Raw genomic sequence first — 9,131 nt, 5'->3', positions numbered from 1 at the left:
CGAGCAGCGACCGCACAGCTCGCATGGCTATAAGCCGCCGGCCACCATCCGGCGAAACTGGTCCCAACCCGATATCATCCCCGCTGAACTCACTGCCTGATTGGACACAAAGTTCGTACGCAGGTCACTGGCGCGCTTTCATGGCGTAGCAGCGGATCCGGCTCAACTCGCGCACGAATTTCAGGAGGGCGGAAAACCCTTTGGCGTCCAGGAGATCCTGCTGGCCACGCGTGCGCTGAAGTTGAAAGCCAAGCAGGTGGAAACTAGCTTGGAACGATTGTCCAAGCTTCCGTTGCCGGCCATGGCTATCGACGCAGAGGGCCGCTTTTTCGTGCTCGCACGTGCCGACGAGAACGGTGTGCTGATTCACGACCCACACAGCAGTCAGCCTCAGACGCTTTCATTGGCGCAATTTCGCGAACGCTGGGCCGGATCCGTCATCCTATTCACCTCGCGCGCATCCGTCGCCGGTAACCTAGCTCGTTTCGACTTCAGCTGGTTCATTCCTGCGGTGGTCAAATACCGTAAGTTGCTGGGCGAAATATTGCTCCTCTCCCTCTTCTTGCAGCTAATCGGCTTGATCACGCCGTTGTTCTTTCAGGTGGTAATGGACAAGGTGCTGATCCACCGTGGCCTGGAAACCCTCGATGTGATTGCAATAGGCCTGCTCTTTTGCTCGATCTTTGAATCGGTGTTGAGTGGCCTGCGCACGTACGTTTTTTCACATACCACTAGCCGTATCGACGTCGAATTGGGTGCCCGGCTTTTTCGCCATCTCTTGGCGCTGCCGTTGTCCTATTTTCAAGCGCGACGCGTGGGTGATTCCGTGGCACGCGTTCGCGAGCTGGAAAATATCCGCAGCTTCCTTACCGGCAATGCCATTACGCTGGTCATGGACGTGCTCTTCTCATTCGTCTTCATTGGGGTGATGCTGCTCTATAGCGGCTGGCTAACGCTGGTGGTCGTAGCCTCCTTGCCGCTCTACGCATTGCTGTCCTTCCTGCTAACGCCCGCACTTCGAGCACGCCTGCGGGAAAAATTCAATCGCGGGGCCGAAAACCAGGCGTTTCTCGTGGAGACCGTCAGCGGCATCCAGACGTTGAAGGCGATGGCGGTGGAGCCGCAAATGACGCGGCAATGGGACAACCAGATAGCCGGCTATGTCGCCTCGGGCTTCCGCACAACCACGCTGGGTGCCATGGCGCGCGAAGGCGTCAACTTCGTGGGCAAGCTCGTTACGGTGGTGACCATCTGGGTGGGCGCCCGACTGGTGATCAGCGGGGACCTCACCGTAGGGCAACTGATCGCCTTTAACATGCTGGCTGGACGCGTGGCGCAGCCGATCATGCGTATCGCGCAGCTATGGACGGACTTTCAGCAGACCGGCATCTCGATGCAGCGTCTGGGTGACATTCTCAATACGCCGACCGAGACGCCTGTGTCTCACCGTAGCCCGATGCCTGCCCTGGCCGGTCAGATTGAGCTATCGAGCGTCACGTTTCGCTACCGACCGGATACGCCCGAGGTTCTGCAGAGCGTCGACTTGGTGATCGAACCGGGCGAGGTCGTCGGTATCGTCGGGCGTTCCGGGTCGGGAAAGAGCACCCTGACCAAGCTCGTGCAGCGCCTCTATGTCCCCGAACGAGGGCGCGTACTGGTTGACGGCGTTGACCTTACCTTGGTCGACGTATCTTCCCTACGGCGGCAGATCGGTGTCGTGCTGCAGGAAAACGTTTTGTTCAATCGCACCGTGCGCGAGAACATCGCGCTGACCGATCCAGGTGCGAGCCTCGAAGAAGTGGTCCAGGCCGCCAAGCTCGCCGGGGCGCATGAATTCATCCTGGAACTACCCGAAGCATACGACACGATGGTTGGCGAGCAGGGCGCAACACTGTCCGGTGGCCAGCGGCAACGCGTGGCAATCGCGCGGGCGCTGATGACCAACCCTCGCATCCTCATCTTCGATGAAGCCACCAGCGCACTGGATTACGAATCGGAGCGCATCATCCAAACCAATATGCGGGCCATCTGTCAAGGTCGGACGGTGATCATCATCGCCCACCGGCTTTCTGCTGTTCGCGATGCGCAGCGCATCATCGTCATGGACCGTGGGCGCATCGTCGAGCAGGGTAGCCACCAGGCGTTGCTCGAGCATCAGGCCGGCCATTACGCCCGTCTCTACCGGTTGCAGCAAGCATGAGTAAGCTTCGAGCCCTTGGTGACTTGCGTCGCCGCTACATACAGGCATTCCACGTCGCGTGGACGATGCGGCATGAACTGGATCCGGTGTCACGGTTGCGGCACGAAAGCGAGTTTCTCCCCGCGGCCCTGGCCTTGCGCGATACGCCGGTACACCCCGCGCCGCGTATAGCTTCCGGGGTGATCGTCGGACTGTTCACCATGGCCCTGGGGTGGGCCACCTTGAGCAAGGTTGACGTCGTGACCACGGCACCCGGGAAGATTGTGCCCAACGGCGAGGTGAAGACGATTCAGTCACAGGATACCGCCGTAGTGATCGCGATCCATGTGAAGGACGGCCAACGGGTGCGCCAGGGCGCCCCTCTGATCGACCTGGATGCGACAGACGCCTCGACCGAAGCGTCCCGGGCGCAATCTGATCTTTACGCTACGCAAGCCGAGGTCGCCCGAGCGCACGCGTTACTGGAGGCTATTGAGCATCAGCATCCGCCAACGCTGGAAGCCAACCCCTCACTTGGTTCCAAAGCCGAGCAGTTAGCCGAACAGCATGTTCTGGATGGGGAGTATGCGGACTACGTTAGCAATCTGAAAAAAATGAAGGCTGACATTACGCAGAGTCAAGCCAGCCTGCGCGAAACAGAAGATGAAATCAGCAAGCTGTCGCATTTGCTTCCGATCGAACAACAGAAAGAGAAGGACTACGCCGAGTTGATCACAAAGGGCTATGTCGGGCGTCACGATTACTACAACGAGCAGCAGGCCGTCATCCAAGTTCAACAAGATCTGGCGGCGCAGCAGGATAAGCACGCCGAAATTATGGCCGCATTGGATGCCGCAACGCGTAAGAAGGAGGCCTACGTCGACGACGTACGCCGTAGCTGGCTGGAAAAGATCCATGACGACAACCAGAAAGCCAACGAATTAGTCCAAGATTTGACCAAGGCCAAGCAGCATAAGCGCTTGATGCATTTGACCGCACCAGTCGATGGCACGGTACAGCAGTTGGCCATTCACACTATCGGTGGAGTGGTTACGCCGGCGCAGACACTCGCAACAATTGTGCCTACTGGGTCGACGTTGCTGGTTGAAGCGATTGTCGATAATCAGGATATCGGTTTTGTCAAAGAGGGGATGCCTGCAGAGATCAAGGTCGAGACTTTCCCCTTTACCCGCTACGGCACGCTGAAAGGCACGGTGACCCAGGTCTCCAATGATGCCAAGCAAGACGACAAGCTGGGTCTGATCTTCACTGCTGAAGTAGCCCTACCACGCGACACCATGCAGATCGATGATCGCTTGATCAAACTCACGCCTGGGATGGCGGTAACCACCGAGATCAAAACAGGGCGGCGACGCATCATCAGCTATGTGCTGAGCCCATTGGTTGAGCACCTCAACGAGAGTCTGCACGAGCGCTAATCGCGTCGGTGTAAAGCAAATGCCCATTTTCCACGTTCTCTTTCGGTAACTCCCGTGCGCCTATTACTCATTCATCAGAATTTACCCGGTCAGTATCGCCATTTGCTCGTGCATTACGGGCAGCAGCCTGGATACCAGGTCGTAGGGCTGGGTGAGATGAAGCGTCTTAAGGAGAATATTCGCAAACCGATCTCGGGCGTGAAGCTGGTCGGCTACGAGACACCCCCAGCCACCTCGGCCACAACGCTTCCGACCTTACGCACGACCGAAGCGGCGGTTCAACGTGGCCAAGTCGTGCTGACGGCGCTTCTGCGTCTCAAGAGAGCAGGCTTCTATCCGGACGTGGTCTATGCGCATCCGGGGTGGGGGGAAACACTATTCCTGAAAGATGTGTTTCCGCGCGCCCGGCTGATCCACTTTTGCGAGTTCTACTACCACACGACCGGACAGGATTTTAATTTTGACCCAGAGTTTCCGAATTCGGCGGAGGACGTACTGCGCCTCAGGGTAAGAAATTTTCATCATCTAATGGCGCTGGAACAGGCCGACATCGGTATCGCGCCGACGCTGTGGCAAAAAACTCGTTTCCCAACGACCTATCACTCCAAGATTGAGGTTATCCATGATGGCGTGGACACGCAGGCGGTCGCACCCGATGCGGAAGCGTTTGTGCAGTTTCCCAAAAAACATTTGCGACTGACCCGCGCGGACGAAGTCATCACCTTTGTCAGCCGCAACTTGGAGCCGTACCGAGGCTTTCATACCTTCATGCGTACGCTGCCCCAACTGCTTAAGACACGACCGAATGCGCACGTCATTATCGTCGGGGGCAGCGACGTGTCATACGGCAGGCGGCTGCCCAAGGGCACCTACCGTGAGAAGTACCTGGCCGAAATCGAGGGGCGTTACGACGCTAGCCGCGTCCACTTTGTCGGCAAGCTCCCGTACTCGACCTTCCTTCGCGTGCTACAGGTCTCGACGGCGCATATTTACCTGACGTATCCCTTCGTGCTCTCCTGGTCGATGATGGAAGCCATGTCCGCAGGATGCTTGGTCATCGGCTCGCGCACGCCGCCTGTCGAAGAAGTGATCGAGCATGGTAAGAATGGATTGCTTGTGGATTTCTTCTCGCCTGAGGCGTTGATTGATGCGATTAATCACGTAGCTGATGCGCCCGATCGCTTGCACGCGATCCGTGAACAGGCACGTAAAACAATTATTGACCGCTACGATTTGCATACCGTTTGCTTGCCGAGGCAAAAGGCAATCATCGAGAGCCTCCCGCGAGCCGCTACGCTCCCGCTGGACGTGCAATCGCCGGGTGAGTGTCCGCCCATGAATGTACTCTCATGCCATGAGATGGTCTGAAGATGGCAAAATCACCCAACGCTCAAAACGGTAAAACCACAGAAACCTGCCCCAGGCGACCGGGAATCTGCAATTCGCCGCGAAAGTAGTCCCTATGCGTTGTTTAAAGACCTTTCCAATCGTTCTTGAGGTGAAACCTTTCACGATTACGGCGCGCCACTCTTGGCATCGGTGGGGTTGGGCGTGTGGGACGCCGTTGGAGTAGGTTGCAGGATGCGATCGTCCAGCAAATGCGCCGCCGGATTGTCGGTCACGCCGCCGGCCTGAAAGTAGCCGATCACGCTGCCGACCGCGCGGTGCTCAGTCATGGCCATCAACGCCGGCAGTGCGATGCCCTGACGACCACCTTCCGTCACAAATCCCGAGCGCAGGCTGTGTCCGCCAAAGTCGCCCTCCAAGCCGGCCTGGTCTGCGCGCCGCTGCACGATCGCGGCCACCGAGGCGGGGGAGAGACCATCACCGACGCGGTGCCGCCACAGTCGCCGGAAGATCGGGCCTTCCGTCAGATGGGCCGCCTCGAGCCAGGCCGCCAAGGCGTCCGCCGCCGGGCCCAAAATGGGTTTGTCCGGCGCCGACATCGCACTCGGCCCCGCCTGTTGGGTCTTGCTGTGCCCAAGGTGGTACACGAACGCGCGCTCACCGACCCGCCGTAGATCACTCAGGTCGGCCGCGGCCACTTCACTGCGCCGGCGCCCGCCGCTGGCGAACGCGAACAGCAGTAGCGCGCGATCGCGCAGGCCGGTCAAAGAGTCGTCGCAGGTGGCCAGTAGCGCTGCGAGTTCCGTCTGGGTGATCGCGGTCTTCTTCGTCGGCCGCTCGCCGCGCTTGACCGCGGCCCGGCGGGCCCGGGCGATCAGGTGGCGGACGGTCGGCTGCTCGCACGGGTTGGTCACGCGGCGCCACTGGTGCGCTTTGGATAGCACGGCGAGCCGGTGACTGACCGTGCTCAGTTTCAGTGGGCCCAGGCGTTGTTTAAGACCCGCGTTCACCAGAGCAGAATCCAGCGCCGCCGGCAGCTCCCAAGCGAGCGCCGATTCACTCCGTCGGGTCAGGTGATCGACGATGAACTGGATCACCACGGCCTCCGGCAGCGGCAGGGCGAAGGGCTGGCCATAGCGGCCTTGGTACCAGGCGGCGCAGTAGCGCAGCGCGCTCGCGTAGCTGCGCGTGGTATTCGCCGACGCCGCTTCGGCCAGGATGTCGCGCACGGCCGCGGCCGCTTCTTCCGCCCATCGTTCCGGCGACTCGAGGGGAGACAAGTCGGGAAGTCGCACATCACCGTTCTTTTTCATATGTAGTATGTAAGATAAGTAACGATTAGAAGCGAGTACTTACGATAAGCATCCATTATCGCGTGTATAGCACCTAGCCCGTTCAGTCCGCGCATAGGAAAGCGCCGCCATGGCCAAAGGCATCACCGAAACCCAGGTCCACGCCGTCGCCGACGCGCTGGTCGCCGCCGGCGAGCGGCCCACGGTGGAACGCATCCGCGCCCATCTCGGCACCGGTTCCCCGAACACGGTGACGCGGTTGCTCGATACCTGGTGGCAGGCGTTAGGCGCTCGCCTGAGTGCGCAGCGCGCCATGGCATCGATCCCTGATGCACCTACCGAAATTGCGGCGCTGGCAGGGCAATGGTGGACGCGTGCCTGGCGGCAGGCGCGCGAGGCGGTAGCCGCCGACATGGCCATCGAACGTCAACAGTTGGCCGAGGATCGACTTGCGCTTGATCGCCAGCGGGAGGCTTACCTGGAAGAACAAACTCGCCAACAGCAAGCGCTTGCGCAGGCCCAACTGGCCGAAGCCGCCGCGGCCGCGCGGCTGATCGACATCCGACACCTGGTTGAGCAACAAACCGCGCAACTGGCGGATCTGACGCAACAGCGCGATGCGCTGGAAATCCGCAATGGGCGCCTGGAAGCCGAGTACCTCAGTGTGACCACGCACCTGCAGACACAGGAAGCGGCCGCTGCCGCCGAACGCGAGACACTCGCTCAGCAGCTGCGCGCCGCGGAGGATCATGGCCACGCCGAAGTGGATCGCGCCCGCCAGGAGAGCAAGGGCTTGCGCGCCCGACTGGCTGCTTTGGAAAAGGAGCGCGCCGCAGAACGCGAGCAGCATCAGCATGAACTAGCCGGCCTCCGCGCCAGCTTGACCACGGCGCAGCAGGATATCGCCGGTTACCGGGCACAGGTTGAGACACTGAAACAGCAGTGGGCAACCTTGGGGGATTTGCCGGCGATCCTTCGTGCACAGGGGCAACCGACAAAGACAAAGATCAAACGTCCGCGCTTGGCCAAGAAGGCCACGACATCGGCACGGCCGCGCGGACAATCCCCACGTTGACCATCCATCGCTAAGCCAAAGTGTCACTTTTTGCAGCAAGATCACGGCGAACCATCCCCAGACAGCCCGAAATGGGGCCTCAAAAAAGGGTAACAGCAACTATCTGATTGTTATGAATTTCATGAAAACGCTGGATTGCGTTTCATCGTGCAATCAAATACTTACGGATGGCCAGGAGGTGTCACTATTTGCACTTAAATCAAGGCGCGGCCAGTTTAAGCGGGTACGGCGAGTGGACATGGGCGCTTTCCGTGCGACAGGGAGAGCAGCCAAGCGAGTGCTGTGCCAATGCGTCGGCGCAGTCGTCGATTTCGCATAATGTATATTATGTCAATAATCAGAACCGCCGCCGCCGCGTGGGCACGATTCTTGCGTTCTTGCGCAATTTCTTGCGCAGGGAAGCCGGATATGCGGTTTAGATGGCAGTTTGACCCAGTAAATCAGCGTCTTAACTCACCGTTCGGGTGGTCAGTCACGGTGCGAGAAATCGCCACGTGGCTTCAGGATCGCCTCCATAACCGTCACGACCTGACCGGCCCTTGGGCCGGTTGGCGTGTGCGCGGACGGTACCTCAAGGGTCCGAGGGGTCAAGTTTGGACGCCGGAAGCATTGGCGCATAAAGCGCCACCGGAAAATTAAGCCGATCATTCGGTAGCCGGCAGATCGCCTGATCCTGGCGCGGGCAACGTCTTGGGGCATTTCCCAACGGCTGTAGCGCCATCGGTATCGCGCCGGTAGATAGTTCCGCGAATGCACTCAAGACGCACTGATGAATCTCGCACCGCAAACACCCTGTTGGCGGTGCGCGTAACTTCGGCAGGAAGGTTTGGTAACGCTGGCTGATCCGCAGATTGGCCGCGATCGATGATGTACCGATAAAGCGGAATGCTGGCCACGAGCAAGACAGCGGCTAAAGCGTAGTTGATGACGTCCCTGGTTCTCATGCCCCCTCCCCGTGGCCCAGATGCTACCAGCAAGGGCACTGGCCTCGCCTTCCCAAATCTGCGATTTGCTCAGTCAAGCCCAGGTAGATCACAGGCAGTGCCGGCATCGGCACTCGGCGAGCAAAGGGCACTGGTCTCGCCTGCGGATTACGGAGACGGCTGAACAGCGTTCCGGCACAGCTGGAACACTGCGCTGGTGTTGAACACACTACTGCTGTTGCTCAATCAGTCAACCCGAAAGGTCTGCTATGGGTCGCAAGCGGACGTTATACGGCAACCCTAGCCCGTCGTGCTGCACGAACGGCAAGTACGCCGAAAAGCACGAATCCAAAGATACCTGAACAAGTCAGCGCACCCCAGAATTGAACATTTCGAACCGCGCGATCACCTGTGAATAGGCTGGCTGCCTGCAAGACACCAAGCGCGCAATAGGCCGCGGCGATCAGCAAGGAAAGCGACAAGACGACGAAAATCCTCTTCTTTGCTTGCTGTGTCATCAGCTATCCCGCCCTCGTATACGCATCCTTGACCCGCCCAGTGAAAGCGTCCGCTCCGGGTTGCGACTTCAGCCGGTCATTGCAACACATTGCTGGAATCGCTCGGCCGGCGTTTCGAAGTTCAACGTCTGCCGGGGCCGCTCGTTCAATCGACGGGCAACGGCATCAAGCTTCGCCTGAGAATACACCGACACGTCGGTGCCTTTGGGAAAGTACTGGCGAAGTAGGCCGTTCGTGTTCTCGTTCGAGCCACGTTGCCACGGATGTTGCGGATCGCAGAAGTAGACCTGGATATCGGTCGCCAAGGTAAAGCGCCGGTGGTCAGCCATCTCCTTGCCGCGATCCCAGGTCAGTGATT

At 59.4% G+C, this 9,131-nt stretch carries 7 protein-coding genes; 4 read left to right on the top strand and 3 right to left on the bottom strand.

What is annotated here, in order from left to right; genetic code table 11:
* The first annotated feature begins 100 nt into the window (after positions 1 to 100).
* The 3 genes from JHD67_RS20145 (at position 101) to JHD67_RS20135 (ending at position 4,986) form a co-directional block, all read left to right on the top strand.
* Complete coding sequence (locus JHD67_RS20145; protein ID WP_199100956.1) at positions 101 to 2,200, top strand: type I secretion system permease/ATPase; 2,100 nt, start codon at positions 101 to 103, stop codon at positions 2,198 to 2,200.
* Positions 2,197 to 3,618 carry an HlyD family type I secretion periplasmic adaptor subunit gene (locus JHD67_RS20140; protein ID WP_199100955.1) on the top strand — a complete coding sequence of 474 codons (1,422 nt, stop codon included), beginning with the start codon at positions 2,197 to 2,199 and terminating at the stop codon, positions 3,616 to 3,618. The genes JHD67_RS20145 and JHD67_RS20140 overlap by 4 nt, the downstream gene beginning before the upstream one ends.
* A 156-nt stretch (positions 3,619 to 3,774) precedes the next feature.
* Positions 3,775 to 4,986, top strand: coding sequence for a glycosyltransferase (locus JHD67_RS20135; protein WP_199100954.1), 1,212 nt, complete (start codon positions 3,775 to 3,777; stop codon positions 4,984 to 4,986).
* A 146-nt stretch (positions 4,987 to 5,132) separates the two neighbouring features.
* Here the strand turns inward: JHD67_RS20135 and JHD67_RS20130 are convergent, their stop codons facing one another.
* Positions 5,133 to 6,278 (bottom strand): site-specific integrase, encoded by a 1,146-nt coding sequence (locus tag JHD67_RS20130; protein WP_233172128.1) that lies wholly within the window; start codon positions 6,276 to 6,278, stop codon positions 5,133 to 5,135.
* Between the two features lie 109 nt (positions 6,279 to 6,387).
* Between JHD67_RS20130 and JHD67_RS20125 the strand changes: the two genes are divergently transcribed.
* On the top strand, positions 6,388 to 7,332 hold the full coding sequence (locus JHD67_RS20125) for a DNA-binding protein (protein ID WP_199100953.1): 945 nt from the start codon (positions 6,388 to 6,390) through the stop codon (positions 7,330 to 7,332).
* A 1,210-nt stretch (positions 7,333 to 8,542) separates the two neighbouring features.
* Here the strand turns inward: JHD67_RS20125 and JHD67_RS20120 are convergent.
* Positions 8,543 to 8,773 (bottom strand): hypothetical protein, encoded by a 231-nt coding sequence (locus JHD67_RS20120; protein ID WP_199100952.1) that lies wholly within the window; start codon positions 8,771 to 8,773, stop codon positions 8,543 to 8,545.
* 68 nt (positions 8,774 to 8,841) lie between these two features.
* A partial coding sequence (locus JHD67_RS20115) for an IS30 family transposase (protein ID WP_199100951.1) occupies positions 8,842 to 9,131 on the bottom strand: 290 nt, incomplete at its 5' end.

This window comes from Dyella sp. ASV21 (assembly GCF_016428975.1).
Classification (GTDB): Bacteria; Pseudomonadota; Gammaproteobacteria; order Xanthomonadales; family Rhodanobacteraceae; genus Dyella.
This window is presented reverse-complemented; position numbering and strand designations above follow the sequence as displayed.

Coding starts and splice junctions, on each gene's coding strand:
- JHD67_RS20140 (WP_199100955.1), top strand. CDS start 2,197: ATGAGTAAGCTTCGAGCCCTTGGTGACTTGCGTCGCCGCTACATACAG.
- JHD67_RS20135 (WP_199100954.1), top strand. CDS start 3,775: ATGAAGCGTCTTAAGGAGAATATTCGCAAACCGATCTCGGGCGTGAAG.
- JHD67_RS20130 (WP_233172128.1), bottom strand. CDS start 6,278: ATGAAAAAGAACGGTGATGTGCGACTTCCCGACTTGTCTCCCCTCGAG.
- JHD67_RS20125 (WP_199100953.1), top strand. CDS start 6,388: ATGGCCAAAGGCATCACCGAAACCCAGGTCCACGCCGTCGCCGACGCG.
- JHD67_RS20120 (WP_199100952.1), bottom strand. CDS start 8,773: ATGACACAGCAAGCAAAGAAGAGGATTTTCGTCGTCTTGTCGCTTTCC.